The sequence below is a fragment of the Paenibacillus sp. LK1 genome, from assembly GCF_002750415.1.
In the GTDB taxonomy this organism is placed as follows: Bacteria; Bacillota; Bacilli; order Paenibacillales; family Paenibacillaceae; genus Paenibacillus; species Paenibacillus taichungensis.
Genome location: NZ_PEII01000006.1, coordinates 369773 through 390200 on the forward strand (window position 1 = coordinate 369773; position 20428 = coordinate 390200).

The following is a 20428-nucleotide window of genomic DNA, read 5'->3' on the forward strand; positions in this document are numbered from 1 at the left end:
TTAGAGTTTCACCAATTGGAATCATATCAATCTATTCATGGCTCATAAATCCATTTTCCTTGGCAGGTGAATTGGCTTGGAGAGTGAAATCCTCGTTCGCCTCATCTACAAATTGGGGGTTCACATACAATGAATGTACGTCATTTCCTGATCCCTCCATGTAGGGGGTGAAGCCGGAATACTCCGTGTTTTTCCAGACCCACAGGGCCTCTTCTTGTGGTGCAGGGGAGTAGTACACATTATAATCAAACACATTCCCCGAATTACTGGTGTATTCATTGTAAATGAGCACGTCAGAGCTGCCCGATACGAGAATGTTTCGTTTGAACGTATTGTTCTTCGTTTGGGCTTGCAGGAATAACTGCCCATTGCCTGCATCCAGCAGGTCGTTATCCACTAACGTATTGTACATAATCGTACTATCCTCGGTAGAGCCGCGCTGCTCATCATAGCCGCCCATGGCGATGCCTGTAAGTCTGTTATGAAAAATCAGATTATCCTGCAACATAATGTTGCTAGTCGAACGTCCGGCATGTTCTGAAGCAATCTCGATCCCGATATCGTTGCGATATACCCGATTGTGGTCGATGATATGATTTTTGCCTCCATCCACGTAGATTCCTCCTGCTGAATTGCTATCATTGGGGAGAGTCGTTCCATAGGACGGATTATGATTGGAAGAGATATTATAGACCTCATTGCCCCGTACGATCCCGTTTCGCGCCAGATCATAAGTATCGTCCTCCGAAGTTCCCTCATACCCAATCAGATCAATGCCGATGTTGTCCGTATCATGGATCGTATTGTCCAGTATGGCAAACGTATCCACATTTCCGTTGACTGCGAGTGACTCACTTGAGCCTAGCACGAGATCATACAATTCATTATCCTTGATAATGATGTCCCGCAATGCTTGGGGATGCTCCGTACCATATATCGCGATTCCATGGGCATCTCTGCCTTGTAAATTGGGTCCTGAAGGTTTAGCCCCATTTGCAATGGAATGAATGGTGTTGCCCAGCAGTTGAATGTGCTCTCCTGACCCGTGAACATATATTCCAGTAGGCACTTGTCCCCGAAGTGAGGTTGTAAAGTTGCAGATTTCGAGATTTTGGATCGTAATATAGCTGGCATTTTCGACTTCAATCAGACCCTCTATGCCGCGTACCGACAGACCTTCACCATCAATGATGGCCTTCTCCTGCGGATAGCTGGAAAACAGGGTTGGATTGCCGGAGGAATTACCGCTTCGAGTGATTTTGACTTTTTGGTGATAGACACCTTCCCGCAAATAAACGGTGCTTCCCGGGGGAGCATGGTCGGCAGCATGCTGCAACGTTTTCCAGGGAGCTTGAATGGTTCCTTTGTTCAAATCGTTTCCTTGGGGTGATATGTAATACATCTTCTGGGTATCCGGTACCTGCACGGCCTCGGGAGAAGGGACGGATGAAGCCTCATCCTTCTGACAACCGGTTGCGAACAGGATCAGGGCCAGGAGTGTAATTGCAGCTATACGATACAAGTTGAATCCTCCTTAATAAATAGCTATGAAGTTCGATTATAACAGATTTAAAGGGTGAAATAAGGCGTAAGATGCTCATAGAATTCCACAATGGGGAGAGGTATTTAGAAACGAAACAGGTGGTGAGTGTGATCTCGCCACCTGTTTGTATATGTTGCTTGTTATTTTCGGTCCCAGAGCACACTGTAGCGGCAGCAGATAAAAATGATGACATTGGCTGCTGCGGCTATACCGAACACCAACGCAGGATTGGACAGCTCGGAGATCCAGCCACTTCCCCATATAGCCAAGGGCATGCCGAGTTTGAACAGAGACCCGGTAATCCCGCTGATCCGGCCTATCATGTGATGCGGCGTGGATTCCTGACGGAATGTCCAGATGCAGATCGTGCTGATGGTTTGGAAAATACCAGATAGAAACAGGCCCACTGCAAGTCCGTAGGTTGAGTGGAACAAACCAAGGATCAGAAAGGCGAAACCTTGAAGCAGTGTGGTCATCACAATCAGCACACCAGCAGAATATTTGCGGCGCAGGGAGCTTACCACCAGACTGCCGATTAAACCGCCTACTCCGGCAGCAGATAGTACAAGTCCAAGCTCCAGATTACGCAGTTTCAAAGTGTCTTTGGCATAAAAGATGACGGTTGCATCCACCATACCTGAGGTCGCATTAAGAAAAATGACCGTAATGCTGATAACCAGTAACATATGGTTGCGACGTAGCTCGATCCAGCCTTCTTTAAAGTCCACCCGGAAGCCCTGAGGAGATGTTCCTCTGGACACAGGTGCGGAGTGCAGTGGTAATAGAATCATACAGGATATCGCAAGCAGAATGGCGGTAATTAACAGACCTGTATACAAGTTGGATAACATCAACAGCATTCCTGATAGGGCGGCACCCATGATGGTAATTAACGTTGTGGTGAAACCCAAAGCCGCGTTGGCTGAGGTTAGTAGTGGCGTAGGCACCGATTGTTTGATCATGCCAGCTGATGCATTGCGAAAAACATAACTCAGTGTCATCAGCATAAAACCGCATCCGTAGAGTACATAAATGGAAGGTTGACCATATTGAAAAGACAGAAACAGCGCGAGCAGAAGAATAACCTGTAACACGATGGAGCCAATAGACCACCATTTCTTATGCACCCGGTCCATCAGTACACCGATAAACATGGCGAGAAACAGGTTCGGCAGAAATTCAATGCCACGCATGGTGGACATCGCTACAGGAGACTTTGTGAGTTCATATAAAATAAGAGGCAGAGCCAATTCATAGATTTGATTGCCAAGAGCAATGATGCCGCTGGCAGCAAACAGAATGATGAAGCTTGGATTTCTCCATACGGATGTGGCGAGTGTGGTGGTAGGTGTGGCGTGTACGTTGATTTCAGACATGGATAACAATCTCCTCTTTACGTGTGGTAATGAGGTCCATTATACTTTTGCAAAAGAGGAAGAAAAAGCGAAGCATTCACCAAGTCGACTTCGCCTTTTAGGAGGGGGAAGATGGACGCAGAAGAGCATTATCTGATCTTGCGCACTCACTTTGAGGGTGTGCCTGAGCAGGAAATGATGGAAGTCACGATGGAACAGGTCACTGAACTGCTGGATTGTTCGAGGCGTAATGCACAGCTTGTGCTGAACAAATTGACGGAATCCGGTTATTTGACATGGATACCCGGTCGAGGAAGAGGCAATGTATCCCGAATGTCTTTTAACGTATCGGTGTCGGATCTGCTTGCAGCCAAAGCGAAGCAGCTTGTGGAGAATGAGCAACTCAATGAAGCATGGCGTTTAATTGATTCTTCCGGTACGCAGCGAATGAAGGATGACTTCACCGATTGGCTGGAACGACAGCTGGGCATCTTGCGCGCCGATGGGGAGGAACGGGAGGTACTGCGTTTTCCCTTTTACCGGCCGGTCCCTCATCTGGACCCTGCGTGGGTTCAGCGGCGTACTGAATCTCATTGGGTAAGGCAGATCTTCGATACACTCCTCATATTCGATCCGGAGGAAAAACGTATTCTTCCTGGACTAGCTCATCATTGGGAATGGGACGACTCATCATCCCGGTGGCGGTTTTACTTACGTAAGGGAGTACGGTTCCACCACGGTCAGGAAATGACTGCACAGGATGTGAGATTTACATTTGAACGCATGTCAGGAAGGACATCCTCGGAATGGATGTTTTCTTTAATCAAAGCTATAGAGACTCCCGGGAGATATTGCATTGATTTTTATTTTGCCCAGCCCAATGCGGTATTTCCAGCTTTTCTCTGTACGGATCGCTGTTCGATCGTGCCTGAAGATTTGGGAGGTCCCGATAAAGCTGAATGTTTCTCAGCACTGCCGATTGGCACGGGTCCTTTCCGCATGATCAAAAATAATGAATCCCTGCTTGTTCTGGAAGCGAATGGCCATTACTTTGAAGGGCGTCCTCATCTGGATCGGATTGAGATGTGGGTGTGGCCGGACTACGAAGGACAGCCTGGGTCACACAGGACAAGCAGGGATATGCAGCTGTTATATTCGGGTGCGAGTAGAGAATCAACGAGTGAACCCTCTCTCAGCCAGTTGGAGAATGGCAGCACCTACCTGACCTTTAACCTGAACAAAGCAGGGATTCAGCAGAATATTTTATTTCGTCAGGCCATGGATCTGGGATTGGATCGGGAACGAATGATTAAGGAACTGGGTGGTCTCAGGCAGTGTGCATCGGAGGGGTTTGTGCTCAGTGGAGCGCAGCAGGATTACGCAGGGAGTTCTGATCTGGATGAAGCAAAAAAACGGATTCAGGGATCCGAATATGGCGGTCAGCCTCTGAACCTGTACACGTATGAATGGTTGGAGAATGAAAAAACGGCTGTGTGGATTAGCAGACGATGCAAGGAGATGGGGGTACAACTGAATGTGGTGAAGCTCCCGATTGAGCATCTGGCTGACCCCCAAGTGCTGGCACAGGCCGATCTGGTCATGGCTGGAGAAGTGCTTGGTGAGCAGGCAGACCTTACCCTGCTGGAGCTGTATCAATCCCGTTTCAGTTTTCTGCGTAATCACCTCAGCCCGGAATTGACCGCATATGTGGATGACAAGTTAACAGTATGCATGAGAGAACCGAGCCCGGACGAGCGAATGAAGCAGCTTTTGGACATTCAGGAAAAGCTCAAAAGTTCATCGAATGTCATCTTTCTGTATCACAGTCTTCAGAGTGCCCAGCATCACCCCATGCTTGAAGGCATTGCCTTAAATGCATGGGGAAAAATTGACTACAAGCATATCTGGGTGAAGCTTGCAACATAAAAGGAATAGTGTGAACGTATGGAGCAACTACGGCCTTATTGGATTTAAAGTAGATCGAAGGGAGAAATGATCATGCATAAATTATCCGTAAGCGAATTAGTGGATCGGGAACATCACGCTTGGGAGGAACTCAAGGAGCTATTGGACCATGGACAAAATAAGTACACCTATGTTCCTGCACAGCGGGAGGCAGGAGAGGATGCGCTCTATCGCCTCCAAGTAAGCACCAAATCCTATTTGGGAGCCGTTGCCTATGAGACAGAGGGAATCGTGTTGGATGATGGCTGGATTACGTTACTTGGATCGGGTGGTGACCGCATTTTTGGGAGTCTGACCCGTTGGAATGGTGTGGGTGACAAGCCGTGTGTACCCACATTGGAAGGCATGATGATCGTCGCCTACGATGCCGCCGGTGGGTTTTTCGGAATGGATATGGGCAAGTATGGCCGTACAGGACATGTATACTATTTTGCCCCTGACACGCTGGAATGGGAATCGACAGAACTGGCTTACTCGGGCTTCATCAACTGGTTGGCTAATGGTGATCTGGAGCAGTACTATCAGACCTTTCGTTGGAAGGGTTGGCAGAACGACATGGGACAGCTTCAGACAGGACAAGTATTTGTGTATTATCCACCGCTTTGGACGGAGGAGGGCGGCGGCGAGAGCAGCAGCAAAGCTCCTGTAGCAGTGGAGGAAGCCTGGAAAGCAGCATTGGTTGGGAAATGATGTGCTATGACAGGGCTGTAGGGGAGGGAGAGTATGAATAACTTGAATATCAATAACATTCAGAAGCATTACAGCATTGTGTTTCCGCACGAATATCTGGAGTTCCAACGGAAGACCGACGGTCAAGCATTTGATATGATTGAAAATGGAGAGGTCATCGATTGGGAAATTCGTTTCTCTGCTCTCGATGATCAGTTCATTGCAAATAACATCAATCTGGTAGACGATGTGAATCCGGATCCGAGCCGGATTATTCCGTTTGCTTGGAGTGTCAGCAGCGGCAACAACTATTTATTGGATTACCGAAAGAATTCAGAATCTCCTGCCGTACTGGTTATGGATCATGAAGAGGCGATGGTGCGTGAAGATGCTGAGAGTGAATCAGAGACCCCGGAGGAAGCTCAGCAACTGCTGGAGGAAAATGTACGAGAGATCGCTGATAATTTCAATGCATTCATAGCTTGTTTAAAAACCAGACCGAGTGATCCAGTTGAGTGATTCACCGTTTGAATATCCTCGTGAACGACAAAAGGCTCGCGCTATGCGCGGGCCTTTTACTCAATCGAATACATGAATGTTTTGATTGAATGATATAGAATACATACATCCTAGTTTGCAACCTACCCAGTCTCAGTCATCGTAACCGTAGAAGTTGATCGTGCAGCTTTGTTATGCCAGACCACGATGACTAGCGAGATCAGACAGACCAAGAGCAGACATCCATATACATAATGATAGGCTTCCTCTATCGGAACGCCCGGAATGCCGTGAAGCAGCAGCCCGCAGACAGCGACGGATACCGAACCGCCAAAAAATTGGATCAACTGTAATAAACCCATACCGGAACCGATCTGCGCTTTGGGAAGCATCCGAGATGCTTCATTATTCAGCGAAGCTATCGAGGCGGAGAGTGCCGGGGAGAAAAAGAGATAACCTCCGGTGATGATTAGGGCTGACTGATTCAGACCCAGCATAAACAGAGCAAGTACTGCGGCAAGCAAAATGTGCCCGATCATCAGAAAACGCATATTGCCATAACGGTCGATCCAGCGACCTACGAAGCGGGTACAGAATGCCGAGACGATGGCTCCAGGAGCAATCAGCAGACCAATAGCCAGCGCCGAACGGCCAAACAGATCAGCGAGCACTAGCGGCATCAGGAACAAATTGCCCAGATTTACGACCAGAACACAGAAGCCGATGAGCAGTAGCCGGGTAAACCCGGGTGTTCGGAATACATGTGGATTCACAAAAGGGAGGCTCGCCCTGCGAATATACACGATGTGCACAATAAGTGAAATGACACCGATGGTCAGCCATAACCATGACTGCTGAGTAATGGCAACCAGAAGGGTAGTTGCATTAATCACGGTTAATGCTGCACCGAACATATCAAAGGGATTCTCCGGTTTGGCCGTTTCACGCGGGAGAAAATAGAGCAGTACGGGCAGCGCAAGCAGGACAAGCACCGTAATAGCGAAAAGTCCATTCCAGCCCCAGTACTCACTAATGAGTCCACCCACAATAGGGCCAAGCCCAAACGCCATGGCACTGCCTGATGAGATCAGTGCGATGGCTGCTCCGCGCCGCTCCACTGGGATATAGCGGCTCGCGATAACAAGCCCAAGTCCGGCCATGACCCCTGCACCCGCAGATTGCAAAATGCGTGTCAGCAAAAGGATCGCAAAGCTGTGCGCAAATAATCCGAGTAATGAAGATAACCCCAGAATAAGCAATCCAACCGTCAACAATTTGCGTACCGGAATACGGTCAGACAATCGGCTGTAAATCACCGTCGACAAGGCATAACCAATCGAGTAGCTTGAAATGACCCAGGAACCCAGGTCCGATGTAATCTGAAGATCATGAATAATAACGGGTAAAGAGACGTTAAACATGGTGGTGTTCATCACAACGATGAACAGGCAGCAAGTCCAGAGAGGCATTACAATTTTATCTTTCACGTAACCATTCCTGTCTATGAATTCAATAAATCATTTTACGCTCAATCTTCTTATATGGCAATAATGTCATACGGATTCGACGATCTTCATTATCGTATGCTAGACACTTGTTGAATAAGTCTTGTTACCCTTTCTTCCTGAATTTAGATAAAATAGTCATTGTGTATACATAAATTAGATGTTAGGAGAATTTGAATGAATCATTTTTTACTGATGTCCCACAGCATATTTCCTACATTGGATATTAAGCAAACGGCTAAATTTTATGAAGAAAAGATAGGTTTCAGAGTAGTTGAGTATCTGGATACCGAGGAACCTCATGTTTGCCTGTATCGTGACGATACCGAAATTATTTTGACCCTTAGCAATGGTCAGAAGGTTATACCCAACAGGGAATTATACGGTTACGGGTACGATGCGTACTTTATCACCAAAAATCAGGAAGAGCTTCAACAGGAACTCATTAACGCTGATGTGAAAATAGTGCGCCCATTAAATCATACGGACTACAATAACAAGGAATTTGTCATTGAAGATGTAGACGGACGATGGATCGCTTTTGGCATCAAACAGGGGTAACTGTCTTGTGCAGTATATCTCGCGGAAAATAAGGTGGCTATACAAAAACGACGTCCTGACCAGGACGCCGTCTTTTGCATGTGTTCATTTTTAGGACGCAGTAGCTTGTGTGCCACGATTGCGAATCCACTTGATGACATCCATCAGAATGACCGCGGCGAGAGCAAGTCCCCCTGCGATAAGGAACTCATTCCAGCCAAAGGCTGCCGGGATGGCGAAGATGCTGCGAACCCCTGGAATCAGCGTGATTCCATACAGGCAGAGACAAACCAGGATGGAGCCGAGGACATATTTGTTGGTGGTGAAGCCGACCTGGAAAATCGTCTGTGTGTTGGAGCGCGCTGCAAAAGTTTGCAGACTCCGTGCCAGAATTAGGGTCGTAAATGCCATCGCTACACTCATTTCCTCCGAGATCCCAAGTCCAATATATTGGGACACGATGACAGCCACTCCGATCAGAACACCACGTGTAATGACAGCCTGCAACGTTCCACCAGCAAAGATGCCTTCGTTGATATCCCGCGGTTTTCGACGCATGACATCCGGTTCAGCTTTTTCCGTACCCAGTGCAATAGCTGGCAGGGAATCATTCACCAGATTGATGAAGAGCAGCTGGAGGGCTGTGAAGGGGTTCACCCAACCGACCACTAATGCAAACAAAATGGCGATAATCGCCCCCAGGTTTCCTGCAAACAGGTACGCAATGGCTTTTTTGATATTATCGAATACCATACGCCCTACACTGACTGCATTCACGATGGAGACAAAGTTATCATCCGTCAAAATCATGGCTGCCGCGTCTTTCGCGACATCCGTCCCGCTGCCCATCGCTACGCCGATGTCTGCCTGTTTCAGTGCAGGTGCGTCGTTGACGCCATCTCCGGTCATCGCTGCAATCTTGCCTTTGCGTTGCCACGCACGCACGATGCGGATTTTATTTTCAGGAGATACACGTGCATACACCGAGATATGTTCGAGCTGCTGATCGAGTTCTTCATCCGACAGTTTGTCCAGCTCTGCTCCGGTAAGGGCCAGATCATCCGGGCCTGCAAGTCCGATATCAATACCGATCGCTTGGGCTGTTGTTTTGTGGTCGCCAGTGATCATGATCGTGCGAATGCCTGCCTTCTTGGATTCTTCGATGGAACCATATACCGCTTCACGTGGTGGATCAATCATGGCTGTCAGACCAACAAGTGTTAGATCATATTCGTCCTCTACCGTGACCTGATTTTTGTCATCAAACTTTTTGTAGGCGTAGGCTAGCACACGGAAGGCCCGTTTGGAGAAAGCTTCATTCTTTTCTTCAAACTGCGTGCGAATCTCAGATGTCAATGGCTGAACTTCACCGTTCATAAATACATGACTACAGCGACTGAACAGCACATCCGGTCCACCTTTGGTCAGCAAAGCCGTCTGCCCTTCAAATGTGTGCACAGTGCTCATCAATTTCCGATCCGAGTCAAAAGGAAGCTCGGCTTCACGCGGAAACTGGTCACGAATTTCATTGTAATCCTTGTTAACCCGGTTACTGAAGGCGATGAGCGCTACCTCGGTGGGATCACCAAGTTCCTTGCCTTCTTGGTTAATATTCGAATCATTGCAGAGTACTGCAATATGTAACAAACGCCGTTCCTCTGCAGACCACTGTTTGGGATCATCGGGGAATTGATCTTTTGTGCCATGGGGAATGTAATAGTCCACCACGGTCATTTTGTTTTGAGTGAGCGTTCCTGTTTTGTCAGTACAGATAATACTGGCAGAACCCAAGGCTTCCACGGCAGGAAGACGTCTGATGATGGCGTGCTGCTTGGCCATTTTATTCGTTCCCAGAGACAATACAATCGTCACGATGGAGGAAAGAGCTTCTGGAATGGCAGCGACAGCAACGGCAACTGCGAACATTAGGGCATTCACAATGGATGGTCCGATATTTTCCGTTCCTTCAGTTAGCCAGACACGTCCTGCTTCGATGGCGAAAATAAGAATCGACAAGCCTAGGATAAAGAAGCCAAGCTTCTTACTAAAGGATTCCAATTTCCGTTGCAATGGAGTTTCCTTCGCCTCTGCATTTTCGATCAATTCGGCAATCTTGCCGATTTCCGTTTTCAGCGCTGTACCCGTAATGACGAGCGTACCCCGACCATACACCACCAGTGATCCACTGAATGCCATATTGCGACGGTCACCGATCGGAGCTTCTTCCGGGATGGCATCTGTGTGTTTCTCTGCTGCTTCGGATTCTCCTGTCAGCATGCCTTCGTTGATGCGCAAGCTGCCTGATTCCAAAATACGGCCGTCTGCCGGGACATAATCCCCTGCATCCAGCAAGACAATATCGCCGGGAACAAGTTCCCGCGCGGGAATCGTTTTTTTCTGCCCGTCACGAATGACTTTGGCTTCGGGAGCAGACATTTGCCGGAGTGCATCCAGAGAACTTTCGGCCTTTTTGGTCTGCACAACGCTGATTACCGCATTTAACAGAATGACGAGAAAAATGATTAGCGATTCGATCAGGTGTCCAAGGACGATCTGAACAGCGGCCGCGATCAGCAGCACGATAACCATGGGATCTTTAAAATTTTCAATAAATAGCTTCCAGATGGGGGTTGCGGCTTTTCCCTTTAACTCGTTATAGCCTTCCGTCTCCAGTCTCTTCGCAGCCTCAGAGGTTGTGAGCCCGTCCGTGGAACTCTGAACGTCCTGAAGCGTCTCCTCTGCGCTGTGTCTGTAATATTGCAAATGACCAGCTCCTTGGATCATAGATTTCAATATGCTTCACTTGTATTACCCTTACGGGCAAAATATAGAATCGTTCCATTCATTATTTTTTATGTACACAGTATTTTTCATAAGGAGTTCAGATATGCCTATTTTTAAATTTTTTATTTTCAGTGATGCACTTAGATGACATGCATCACTGAAATGTTGAATGAACTAACGTTGGCGAGTATGACAGATTAGATTAATCGGTAGCCGGGAGGAAGCTCACCGGTTCTTCTAATTTCACGAATCTGTGCCAGTGTTAACCGCTGATTGGAAGAAATGAGGGATTCCACATCACCTCTGCGCAAGAAGTCATCCAGTTCACGAATGATTCGATTGCCCCGCAGTACAACGAAATTGTCACGAAAACGTGAACGATCAAATAACACGAGTGTGGCGTTTGGATTGGTAGAGAAAAATTTCAGACTTTCGATCCCTGTCAGAACGGCGTCAATATCGGCAATTCCAAGGTTACCACGATATACTCTCCGAAGGCCTCTGAAATTCTCTTCGCTGTACACGGTTAATCGAGGGTGAATTTGGGAGATAGAAACTTGTTTGACCATATAATGATTCCTCCTTTGATTTCACACAAACTGTCTATGACAGAATGCGCTATTCGACAGGATATGCTGAGGATTAAGTGATGGCTTGGATGATAGTCTTGGAGTTGTCCAAAGTTGCGGTGAGTGATGACGAGTACGGCTATCTGAAGCATTAGATGTCAGTGGTGAGTACGGGGAAAATGATTCATAAAACAAGTTGAACGGAAGCATACATAGTAAGTAGCTCTATGCTTGAATTAGGTCATTATACCTTGCACAAAAATCATGAAATATAAGGTGAATTAGTTTTTTTATCCTATTGAAGTTTTTTCATGGAAATGTGTATATAGATAGGGGCACATCATAAAACTCGGGATTACCGCAGCATAAGGAGAAGGTACATATGAATGACAGTAGCATCGAACAACTCTTGAATCTCGCAGGAGGAAAGGAAAATATTCGTCTTGTACAGCATGAAGAGAACACCACTACGCTGACATTGCGTAACCGTACAGGTATAAATTTGTCCCTGCCTGTTGTATCAAATCTTGACGCAGATATTCGTATAACAGGTGATCAATGCTACATAACATTTGAGGACGAATTTTCCCAACTATACCATACGCTACAGGCCATGGGAGTGGGGAAAGCAGAAGGGGACGCAATGAAAGAAACAAGGCGTACCCGTAAAAAATCATTGTTATTTTTTGTTTCCGATGTGTTCAGGCCTCTGATGCCCGCCATTCTGGGAGCTGCAGTGCTCAAGATTGTGCTAGCCATCATTACGTTATTTAACGTTTACAGTTCTACAGATTCCTCTTCGTTGATGGACAGTCAGACGTTAATGATATTTAAATCCATTGGAGATAGTGTGTATTATCTGTTGCCAATCCTGGTAGCCTTCAGTACAGCCTTTCGGTTAAAAAGCAATGTTTATGTTGCCGCAGCGATTGCCGGACTAATGTTCTACCCGCAAATGACCGCTTTATTGTCAGGTGAAGAGGATGTTCACTTTATTGGAGTACCCATTGTGTCACAAGCGATCTTTTTTTCAGCTTCCATTTGGGTGATTTTGACGATATATGCGGCGTCCTATCTGGAAAAAGTCGTTGAGCAAATAAGCCCAAGAGCCTTCAAAGGAATTCTTGCTCCATTGTTGACGTTTCTGATTCTCGTTCCATTGGTTCTAATGATACTTGGTCCACTTGGTACTTGGATTGATCAGCAGTTACCGGATGTGGTGGATTCACTACTGAATGATGCCCCGATTTTAGCAATTATGCTGCTGGGAGCGGTTTATTCCCTAATGATGATCGCTGGATTACATTACTGGCTTTTACCTATCATAATCAATGAAATAATGGTGAATGGTTTCTCCCTCATTATCCCTGTCATGTTGGTTGCCTTTGTTGCACAAGCAGGAGCTTCACTCGCTACTGGGCTAAGAAGCAAACAGCGGGAATTCAGGAAGCTGGCTTTCTGGGCAACAGGAACTGCTTTATTAGGTACCCCAGAGCCTGCGATGTATGCGGTCAATATGAGAAAGAGGGCCTCTTTTTATTCGGCATTGCTTGGCGGTGCTGCAGGAGGACTGTATTTCGGGCTGATGTCCGTCAAAGCAGTTGCATTGGGTGGATCCGGAAGTCTGCTGGAAATTCCGCTATTTATGGAAGAAGGGAGCCTGAATCTGTTACATGCCTGCGTTGGTTTGATTATTTCCTTCTGTGTGTCAGGTGTGCTCACCTATTGGATGATAGGAAAGGAACGGAAACACGTATAAATTAAGAAAAGCCCGTACCTGATGGTGCGGGCTTTCGTGTATTGTAGAGTTAATAATAGGACAGCCACAGAAAGGATAACAAAAATGCTCAACAACATAGAGTGGATGGCTCAATGGAAGTCAACTAAGCCACTGACAGACCAATGGATGACGGCGGGCAAGCTGCATCACTTTCCTAGTCATGCTTTACTACTCATCCTCGATGGGAGAGCGATCTGGAATATTAATGGACATAGGGTTCAGGTATCTTATGGGGAGTTAGTTGCAGTGCAAGAAAACACCGTGATTGAAGTGATTGAGGGTGGCAATCTGGATCTGGCCGGATGGCATGTTCAGTTCGATACATACGCGTTGTTCCCAGACCGAGGTGAAGTAGTGAAATATGAATGGCATGTACCGTCAGGGGACACGTATCAAAAAGTAAAATTAACCGGTGGCACACTGGCGAGTCTCAGCCAACATTGGAGTGAAGAAGGTTCTCCTAATTCCAATGTAGTACATGTAGGAAATCAACTTTTGGTGTATGAACTGTTACAACATGTATACCGGGAGTTGTTAGAAGAGGAGCCTACCGTGGAACAAAGCATTCTCCGCACTGTGGACTACATGCAGCAGCATTATGAACAGGTCATCACACGAAAGCAATTAGCTGAGATAGCAGGCATAAGTCCCTGGCATTATTCCCGCAAATTCAGTGAGCGGTATGGAAAGCCGCCTCTGGATTATCTGGCTCATTACCGGATCTATCGTGCTCAAGAGCAACTGTTGTTATCAACGGCAACATCTCAGGACATTGCGAAGAGGACCGGATTCGAGGATGCTCATTATTTCAGTCGTCGTTTCAAACAGTTAACGGGTGTGTCCCCGAGAAATTATGCACAAACGTTGCCCCAGCGTAAAATCGTATGTCTTTCCCCGCTTTGTGCGGAAGTGTTGATTCACTTGGGGGTTATTCCACATGCGGTTGTAGTAACTCCCTTGCTTTTGCCTGAACATCTACGTGAACTATTTGACATGCATCAGGTGAAGATGATGGAAGTGTCGCAATATGAGCTGGATGTGGAACAGATTCGGCAAGTTCAGCCCGAATGGATTGTGGGAAATTTTTGGACAGAAGAGATCAAGCAAAGGCTGCGCACAATTGCACCCATTATAACCGGTTTAAATAACGATGTGGAGGCTCTGCTCCATCAATTGGCAGGCTTGTTTCATCGAGAAGATACAGCCCATAAACTGCATATGCAGATGAAATTGGAAGTAAACAAAGCACAGCAGCAACTACAGCATCTTGTCCAATCTTCCTCTACCGTGATGGTGCTGAGGGTAGAACCGTTCGGTTATCGATATTTGGGTGGTCATTCTAATGGGGTATCCCATTTACTGTACGAACAGCTCCGTTTAACTCTGCCACAGCCGTTGCATTCAGGGGAGGCGTGGTTTAATCCTTGCTCACTCGACTTGTTGGCCAAAGCCAATCCCGAATACCTGTTTGTGGAGAAGCGAGTTATGCAGCACTTTAGTGCTGAAGAAAATATGAAGAAGTTAGTGGAGAGCTCTCAATGGAATGGCTTGGAGGCTGTAAAAAACAACAGGGTATTTTTCGTGGATACTTGCCTGTGGGTGGATGGCCGTGGAATTATTGGACACCAAATGATTTTGAATGAAATTGTAAATAGGCTGGTCACCAATCTATGATAGAGCACAATAATCCAACTGAATACGCACCATCTCCTATGGAAGGATCTCTTCCTATTTGCTAGTATTTGATAATAATTATCATTATCAATATTGCATAAGGGGCGAGTAGATCATGTCACGAAGGTTTAAGGGTTTGGGAATGGTGCTGTTGGCGCTAAGTTTGGTGCTTTCCGCCTGTTCCGGTTCTTCTGATAAAGAAGTGGAAGCTTCAGCAAAAACGGCAGAGAAAAATGAGACGAAAGTTGTTCGGGATCAGTTTGGAGAGGTGACGATTCCTATGAATCCTCAAAATATGCTTGTACTGGATTCCATCTATGCCGAGTATTTGATTGAGATGGGCGTTACACCGCAGATGGTTATATTTGTTCCGGAGATTGAGCCGGAATATCGTGCGTCTTATTTTGAGGAACACGGGGTCCAAATGATTGAAGCGGAACAATATCAATATAATTATGAACAATTGCTGACGTTGTCACCAGATATGATTGTTAGCGCAGGCGTAGGTATGGAACAAGGCGTATATGATGAACTATCCAAGATTGCTCCAACGGTGGCTCTGGATTCCAACAGTGAAATGCAGATTGCCATGCCGAAGCTGGCTGCTGTCTTTGACAAGACAGAGGAATCTGCCAAAGTGCTGGCTGAATTTGATGAGAAGGCGAAGCAGGCACAGGAAAAAATTGCTCAAGCGATCGGCGACAAAACCGTGCTGGTTCTTCGAGTAGAGCACAATCGTTACCGTTTCATGGGTCCCAAAGGTGGAAGCAGCAGTGTCTTTTTCTATGAAACCTTAGGTCTGAACAGCCCTGAAGTCATCAAAGACTCTACAGATTGGTTTAGCCAGTTTTCCCTGGAATTTTTGCCGGAAATGAACCCGGATTATATATTTCTAGAAGACAGGACGCTGAAAGGCTATGATACGAAGCAATCCATGGATAACCTGAAAGAAAGCAAAGTGTGGGCGAATTTGAACGCAGTGAAAGACAATCATGTCTTTCCGCTGAAAACGAGTGATTTTGTAACAGGTGTGGGTCCTATTGGATCGGCCAAGTTGTTGGATTATGTCGTTGAAAAGTTGGTGCCCTAGATGAATACTGGAGCAGAGCAGCAATTGGACATTTACGATATAACGATTGTTGGTGGCGGACCTGCAGGAATGTACGCTGCTTTTTACAGCGGGATGAGAGCCATGCGTACCAAAATCATTGAAGCCAAAGAGGAATTGGGCGGATTTATGCGCACGTACCCGGAGAAGCTGGTCTGGGATGTAGGTGGAGTTGATCCGATTCGTTGTGAGAAATTGATCGATTCCCTGGAAAGACAGGCAAGAACCTTCGATCCAACTATTGTATTCGGCCAGGAAATTGCTCAGATGGAACGACGCGATGATCAACTGTTTGTACTCACCTCGAAGACAGGAAAGCGTCATTACACACGTACGATCTTGTTATGTGCAGGCAGAGGCATGACGCAGGTTCAGAAGCTGGATATTGAGGGCGCAAATCGGTATGAGCTGACGAACCTGCACTATACCATTACGGATCTTTCCAGATTCAAGGATAAACGTGTACTGATCTCGGGAGGCGGGGATTCCGCAATAGATTGGGCGAATGAGATGGAGGGATTGGCACGAGAGGTCATCGTAGTGCACAGACGACAGGAGTTTACGGCACATGAGTTGCCAGTTGCCCAGATGAAAGCTTTTGCCCAAGTCTGGACTCCTTACAGCATCTCTCGCTTATATGGTACAGGAGACAAAATAGGCCGCGTTGAACTCGCCCATGTAGACAATGGAGAAATCATGCCAATTGAAGTGGATGAAGTGGTTGTAAGTCATGGATACGATCGTGATTTCGGTAACCTTGTCCATTGGGGATTGGAACGTGAAGATTACGGTATCTCGGTTGATCCGCGAATGTGCACAAGTCAACCGGGGATATTCGGAGCAGGTGATTTCATTACCTATGGAAGCAAAGTCCGTCTGATTGCTGGTGCATTTAATGATGCCGTACTCGCAGTAAACAGCGCCAAGCTCTATCTGGAGCCGACCGCTTCCGATATGGCAGGGGTATCGTCCCATAATGCAAGGTTCTTTGAGAAAAACAAAGCCATATCTAACCTGTAAATCAGCATGTGTAGAACGTGAAGTAACAGTAAGAAGCCCGACCCATGTTGAGAATTTCTCGAACAAATGTCGGGCTTTTTTCATTAAAACATCCAATCTCAACTAACCAATACGTTATCCTTGTGCCTGATGTAATTCAATGTATGTCATAAGTTCCTTCACGCCTGCAAATTGCAGGGACAGTTGGCTGTTTAGCTTTTGCAGGGCTAGTTGGAAGGCTTTATTGATCTGTGTATAATCCTGCGTGCCGACAGTGTTCAGAAGCTCTTTCATATGTTCAATGTAGTAGACGGATTTTCTTAAGCTGCTAATGACCAATATCTTTCTTAATTCGTCCCGGGTATACATTCGATAACCGTTGTTAGGGTCTCTTTCTGAGAAAATCAAGCCTTCGGTTTCCCAATGCCTGATAGCAGAAGTGTTGACCCCGGCTGCTTCGGCAGCTTTTCCAATCGTCATCGCCTCCGTCGTTCCAACCTTTCGATCGTTAGCAAAATCCACCTGCTGCACCATCTTCCATATGTCTTCCATTCGTTGCTTCTCCAGTTGGCTGTTATATAGCTGCTGGTTTATAAGCCAGAGGGCATCCATCGTATCGCCCTGTTTTACTTTTCTCATAACCTCGTATACTACGGGAATCTCATACCCTTTCAATAATAAACGAATCGCAACAAACGCCTGAAGATGAACAGGGGTATAGTACCTATGATTGCTGTCTGTCCGTGGAACGTCTGGAATCAGGTTCTCCTTTTCATACCGTCGCAGTGTAGTTGTACTTACATCCAGCCTTGTGGCAATCTGCCCAGGTGTATATGTTCGGTTCATGTTTCTTCTCCTCATGCTTCAAGTAAAACCTTCAAGTGCTACAGTAACATACAACGCGCCAAAGTCCATATTTTATCCACATTTTATAATGAAAACCGGAAGATTGCATCCATGTTATACACTGAGGATATCAACAGTAAAGGACTGGTTCAATTGAAGAAAATGATTACATTGTTGAATGGCTCGCAGCTTGAAGTAGGTCTGACGGGAGCAGAAGATCGTAGCGCCATTATGCTGCCCATAGCCAAAAAGTCCGTAACCGGACAAGAAGCCGAAACCCTAAAGTTATGGGGGGGGGATCCTGAATTGGGTGCAAAGTTTATCGACGGACTTTCCGGTGAATTTCAGATCCTGCATTTTGATTATGAAGGCCACTATATGGCACATCCCCATCCGGAACATTTTACGCCCGAATATATCGCTCAGGATTTGTTACGAATTGCGGATCAGATGAATGTGAATCGATTTAGTTATTATGGATACTCCTGGCTGGCTCTCGTTGGACTGCAGTTAGCCCTGCGGACTGACCGTATGGAAAGTCTCATTATGGGAGGATTCCCGCCATACGAGGGGCCATATGAGGAAATGCGAGTAGTGACCACCAAGACATATGAGGGAGCATTGAAGCAGCATGAAGAATCGGGAGAAATACACTCAGCAGAAGCTCTAATGAAAGTAGAAGAACTGAGTCCGGATCAATTGGATTGGGACAACGTGGAGTTAAAGATCGATCCGGCTCAAACGAAACAATTTGCGACCTTGTATCAAGGTTTATTTGATTTCGATGATCAACGTATTCAAACTCAGTTGAATATCCCCAGATTGGCTTTTGCAGGAGAGAGAGATACGATTGTGTATGGTGAGAAATTTGGCAGTGTGACGGTGGATATCGCTGGACGATTGCAAAAGCATAAACACGTTCTTGAAAACCTCGGCTGGACCGTCCAAATCATCAAGGGAGCGGATATGGATCACACCAAAGCAATGCAGCCCAGTACCGTTCTCCCTATTATCCATCCCTGGTTAAAAGCTCATTTAAGCTGAGGATCGGCAGAAACAATGCTGGATTACTGTGTTACATCGTCTAATGCTCTTTGTTTGCGCTGCTGATAATCCAAGATGGATTCATATAACAATTGCTCGTTGAAATCCGGCCACATCACGTCCGTAAACCAGAGCTCGGAATAAGCGGCTTGCCATAATAGGAAATTGCTTAACCTTTTCTCCCCACTGGTTCGGATTAGCAGATCGGGGGCAGGATTGAGTCCGGTATACAAAAACTTTTCGAATTCCGCCTCGGAGATTTCCGAGGTTTCTTTGTTTTCTTCATTGTTTTCTACGATGTACGTTTTGATCGCTTGTACAATATCGTTTTTACCCCCATAATTCATCGCGAAATACACAGCCATCCCGCTATTCGTTTGGGTTAGTTCCACCACTTTACGCATCGCTTTCTGTGTTTCGTCTGGGAATTTCGAGATATCACCAATAAAATTAACTTTGATATTATTCTGATTCAGTTCCTGAACGGTTGTATCCTGTACAAATTCGACCACCAAACTAATGATGTAATCGACCTCTTCCTTGGGCCTTTTCCAGTTTTCCGTAGAGAAGGCGTAAAGAGTGAGCGAAGCAATCCCGTTTTTGTGGCACAGGCTTATCGTTTCCCGCATTGTCTGCATTCCTGCATAGTGCCCAGCACTTCGAGGTAATCCTTTTCGCGTAGCCCATCTTCCATTTCCATCCATCATGATTGCGATATGCCTCGGGATTAATCCGTTCCAGTCGATGGAATGGGTTGTATTCGATTTTTCTTTATGTACACGGTACCACTTCAATGAAAACTCCTCCTGCTCAAGCTAGAATGGGTTGATGGGATTACTTGTACAAATAAGACATACAAATATGTGAATAAATGGTGAATTACATACGCTTTCAGTCCATGATGATTCGTTCTCCATTATAATAAACTAAAACGGACGAGGAGATGAACTCCAGATGAAAAAACAAATGTGGATCATTGCCAGCTTAGTGGTTGTAATTGTGTTGGGGGCCTTCCTTATTGCAAACAATGTGGGGACAGAAGAAGCAGATAACGCGGAAACGCCCAATATCAAGAAATTAGTAGAAGATATCAGTACAGGCAAGGAGACACCTGAATCGGCCTCCATTAATGCCACCCAGTTAATCGTCACGGATAAAGGTAACCAAACGACAACCTACGACTTGCCTGAAAAGGAGTTTTTCCTTTCCATTGCACCCTATGTGGAGCAGACTCATCCCTGTGCAATTCATAGTTTGACCGGATGTCAGGGCGAAATGAAAAATAAGAAGTTCAGTGTGACGATCCATGACTCCGAGGGGAATACGCTCATGAAGGATGCTGAGATGAAGGCCGGATCCAACGGTTTTATGGATTTTTGGTTAGCCAGAGATAAGTCATACCTCATTCGTGTGGTGTATGATGGAAAGGTTGCAGAGACACAGCTATCTACCTATGAAGAAGATAATACGTGTATCACAACGATGCAGTTGAGTTAAATTATCGTACGGTGCATTCTATCACCATTTCAAAACAGTCGATGTGATCCAG

General features: G+C 46.2%; 17 protein-coding genes. 10 read left to right on the top strand and 7 right to left on the bottom strand.

Annotated elements, in window-relative coordinates:
* Window positions 1-31: 31 nt before the first annotated feature.
* Together CS562_RS16250 and CS562_RS16255 are read right to left on the bottom strand one after the other, a co-directional pair.
* Window positions 32-1522, bottom strand: coding sequence for a DUF5123 domain-containing protein (locus tag CS562_RS16250; RefSeq protein WP_099857155.1), 1491 nt, complete (start codon window positions 1520-1522; stop codon window positions 32-34).
* Window positions 1523-1683: 161 nt separating this feature from the next.
* Window positions 1684-2919, bottom strand: coding sequence for an MFS transporter (locus tag CS562_RS16255; RefSeq protein WP_099857157.1), 1236 nt, complete (start codon window positions 2917-2919; stop codon window positions 1684-1686).
* A 111-nt stretch (window positions 2920-3030) separates the two neighbouring features.
* On the opposite strand from CS562_RS16255, the gene CS562_RS16260 reads away from it, so the two are divergent.
* From CS562_RS16260 to CS562_RS16270, 3 genes are all read left to right on the top strand, one after another.
* Window positions 3031-4824, top strand: coding sequence for an SgrR family transcriptional regulator (locus CS562_RS16260; RefSeq protein WP_099857159.1), 1794 nt, complete (start codon window positions 3031-3033; stop codon window positions 4822-4824).
* A 72-nt stretch (window positions 4825-4896) separates the two neighbouring features.
* Window positions 4897-5553, top strand: a complete 657-nt coding sequence (locus tag CS562_RS16265) for a DUF2625 family protein (RefSeq protein WP_099857161.1) — start codon at window positions 4897-4899, stop codon at window positions 5551-5553.
* 33 nt (window positions 5554-5586) lie between these two features.
* The gene (locus CS562_RS16270) at window positions 5587-6051 is read left to right on the top strand and encodes an SMI1/KNR4 family protein (protein WP_099857163.1); all 465 of its coding nucleotides are present in this window, start codon (window positions 5587-5589) and stop codon (window positions 6049-6051) included.
* Between the two features lie 122 nt (window positions 6052-6173).
* On the opposite strand, the gene CS562_RS16275 is transcribed toward CS562_RS16270, so the two are convergent.
* Window positions 6174-7517: an MFS transporter gene (locus CS562_RS16275; RefSeq protein WP_099857165.1), complete on the bottom strand. Its 1344-nt coding sequence runs from the start codon at window positions 7515-7517 to the stop codon at window positions 6174-6176.
* Window positions 7518-7712: 195 nt separating this feature from the next.
* Here CS562_RS16275 and CS562_RS16280 point away from each other — a divergent pair, with 195 nt between their 5' ends.
* Window positions 7713-8096: a VOC family protein gene (locus tag CS562_RS16280; protein WP_099857167.1), complete on the top strand. Its 384-nt coding sequence runs from the start codon at window positions 7713-7715 to the stop codon at window positions 8094-8096.
* A 90-nt stretch (window positions 8097-8186) separates the two neighbouring features.
* On the opposite strand, the gene CS562_RS16285 is transcribed toward CS562_RS16280, so the two are convergent.
* Together CS562_RS16285 and CS562_RS16290 are read right to left on the bottom strand one after the other, a co-directional pair.
* Window positions 8187-10838, bottom strand: a complete 2652-nt coding sequence (locus CS562_RS16285) for a cation-translocating P-type ATPase (RefSeq protein ID WP_099857169.1) — start codon at window positions 10836-10838, stop codon at window positions 8187-8189.
* A gap of 218 nt (window positions 10839-11056) precedes the next feature.
* Window positions 11057-11428, bottom strand: coding sequence for a hypothetical protein (locus CS562_RS16290; protein WP_076287975.1), 372 nt, complete (start codon window positions 11426-11428; stop codon window positions 11057-11059).
* A 382-nt stretch (window positions 11429-11810) separates the two neighbouring features.
* On the opposite strand from CS562_RS16290, the gene CS562_RS16295 reads away from it, so the two are divergent.
* From CS562_RS16295 to CS562_RS16310, 4 genes are all read left to right on the top strand, one after another.
* Window positions 11811-13187 carry a PTS sugar transporter subunit IIC gene (locus tag CS562_RS16295; protein WP_099857171.1) on the top strand — a complete coding sequence of 459 codons (1377 nt, stop codon included), beginning with the start codon at window positions 11811-11813 and terminating at the stop codon, window positions 13185-13187.
* An 84-nt stretch (window positions 13188-13271) separates the two neighbouring features.
* On the top strand, window positions 13272-14882 hold the full coding sequence (locus CS562_RS16300) for a helix-turn-helix domain-containing protein (RefSeq protein ID WP_257219511.1): 1611 nt from the start codon (window positions 13272-13274) through the stop codon (window positions 14880-14882).
* Window positions 14883-14997: 115 nt separating this feature from the next.
* Window positions 14998-15972 carry an ABC transporter substrate-binding protein gene (locus CS562_RS16305; RefSeq protein WP_099857173.1) on the top strand — a complete coding sequence of 325 codons (975 nt, stop codon included), beginning with the start codon at window positions 14998-15000 and terminating at the stop codon, window positions 15970-15972.
* Window positions 15973-17010, top strand: a complete 1038-nt coding sequence (locus CS562_RS16310; RefSeq protein WP_099857175.1) for an NAD(P)/FAD-dependent oxidoreductase — start codon at window positions 15973-15975, stop codon at window positions 17008-17010.
* A 114-nt stretch (window positions 17011-17124) separates the two neighbouring features.
* Here CS562_RS16310 and CS562_RS16315 read toward each other — a convergent pair whose 3' ends face one another.
* A complete protein-coding gene (locus CS562_RS16315) occupies window positions 17125-17835 on the bottom strand; it encodes a MerR family transcriptional regulator (protein ID WP_099857177.1) in 711 nt (236 codons plus the stop codon).
* 111 nt (window positions 17836-17946) lie between these two features.
* On the opposite strand from CS562_RS16315, the gene CS562_RS16320 reads away from it, so the two are divergent.
* Window positions 17947-18879, top strand: a complete 933-nt coding sequence (locus CS562_RS16320) for an alpha/beta fold hydrolase (RefSeq protein WP_257219512.1) — start codon at window positions 17947-17949, stop codon at window positions 18877-18879.
* A gap of 23 nt (window positions 18880-18902) precedes the next feature.
* On the opposite strand, the gene CS562_RS16325 is transcribed toward CS562_RS16320, so the two are convergent.
* The gene (locus CS562_RS16325) at window positions 18903-19673 is read right to left on the bottom strand and encodes an undecaprenyl pyrophosphate synthase (RefSeq protein WP_099857179.1); all 771 of its coding nucleotides are present in this window, start codon (window positions 19671-19673) and stop codon (window positions 18903-18905) included.
* Window positions 19674-19833: 160 nt separating this feature from the next.
* On the opposite strand from CS562_RS16325, the gene CS562_RS16330 reads away from it, so the two are divergent.
* Window positions 19834-20376, top strand: a complete 543-nt coding sequence (locus CS562_RS16330; protein WP_099857180.1) for a CueP family metal-binding protein — start codon at window positions 19834-19836, stop codon at window positions 20374-20376.
* Window positions 20377-20428: the final 52 nt, after the last annotated feature.